The sequence below is a fragment of the Halobacillus sp. HZG1 genome, from assembly GCF_035818575.1.
Lineage (GTDB): Bacteria > Bacillota > Bacilli > Bacillales > Halobacillaceae > Halobacillus > Halobacillus litoralis.
Genome location: NZ_JAYLVQ010000068.1, coordinates 1 through 1275, shown reverse-complemented (window position 1 = coordinate 1275; position 1275 = coordinate 1). Strand labels below are relative to the sequence as shown.

The following is a 1275-nucleotide window of genomic DNA, read 5'->3' as shown; positions in this document are numbered from 1 at the left end:
TGGAGTGACACAGTTAAATAAGACTCAATAAAACACCTAGGCTGCCATTACTCTGAATTCAATTGGAGTATGGCAGTTTAGTTTTTTAAAAGGTCGACAATAATTGTAGTAATACATGTACGTTTCTACTTTTTCACGTACTGTATGATTATCTAACTTCCCTCGGTCCAGAGGGTTGAATTCTTCCGATTTTAATTGGGAGTGGAAGGATTCGATGACGGCATTATCAAAGCAGTTTCCCCGCCGGGACATGCTTGTGATAATGCCTCTTTTTTTGGTCTCTTCTTGAAATTCATAAGACGTATACTGTGACCCTTGATCACTGTGAAGGATCACTTCATACACATCACGCCCCTCGCAAGCTTTCCTCAACGTATCCAATACTAATGATTTCTCTTGATTGTCACTAATGGAATAAGCGAGAATTTCATTATTGTACAGATCCATAATCGTTGATAAATATAACATTTTCTCTCCATAAGGAAGGTAGGTAATATCTGTCACCCACTTTTCATTAGGTTTGGATGCATGAAAATTCCGTTCTAAATAATTGGGGACAACAATTTTGCTTTCACCGGCAATATAGGACTGTCTCTTTGGTTTCACACGACACTGAACATGGTACTTCTGCATAATTCTTTGAACCGTGTTTCGGTTCACCTTTACTTGATGTTCTTTACGTAAGAGATCCCGGACCATACGGTGACCTACTCGAAACTTTAATCCTTCACAAATCTTTAGGATCTTTTCTTCTAACACCGTTGGCCCCCATTCCTTTCCCCGCCAACGATAATACGTGGCTTTAGCTACACCGAAGCACTCACAAATAGCTTTAACAGTGTACTTATGCTTAAATGCTTCTACAATTTGGATGAATACTTCTGGAACCACTTCCTTTCGATTTCCTGATACTTTCCCAATAATTCTTCCTTCATTTCATAGTAAGCAACTTTTTTCTTCAATAGCGCAACTTCATCCTCATCTTCTGGTCCTAAACCATAAGAATATTGCTTACCTAAAGGCTGAGCGAAACGATGGCTTTCGCCGTTTCTAAACCATTTCATCCAGGTTTTAATTTGAGATTTATTCTTAATTCCGAACATATCCATCAACTCTTGATTCGAGTGATTCCCCTCTAACTTTAATTGAACAACTTTTTTCTTTACTTCTTCGGGATAATGAACTTTCTTACCCATAAGAAAAACACCTCCAAGTGTAAGTAGTATTAGCACTTTGAAGGTGTTCTATTAAGTCTCATTTTATTAGGTCACTCTA

At 38.0% G+C, this 1275-nt stretch carries 1 protein-coding gene; it reads right to left on the bottom strand.

What is annotated here, in order from left to right; translation table 11 throughout:
* Positions 1-36 precede the first annotated feature (36 nt).
* A protein-coding gene (locus tag VKA52_RS12910; protein WP_326315943.1) for an IS3 family transposase occupies positions 37-1196 on the bottom strand; the annotation gives its coding sequence in 2 pieces (ribosomal slippage) (positions 37-917 and positions 917-1196; 1161 coding nt in all).
* Between the last annotated feature and the right edge of the window lie 79 nt (positions 1197-1275).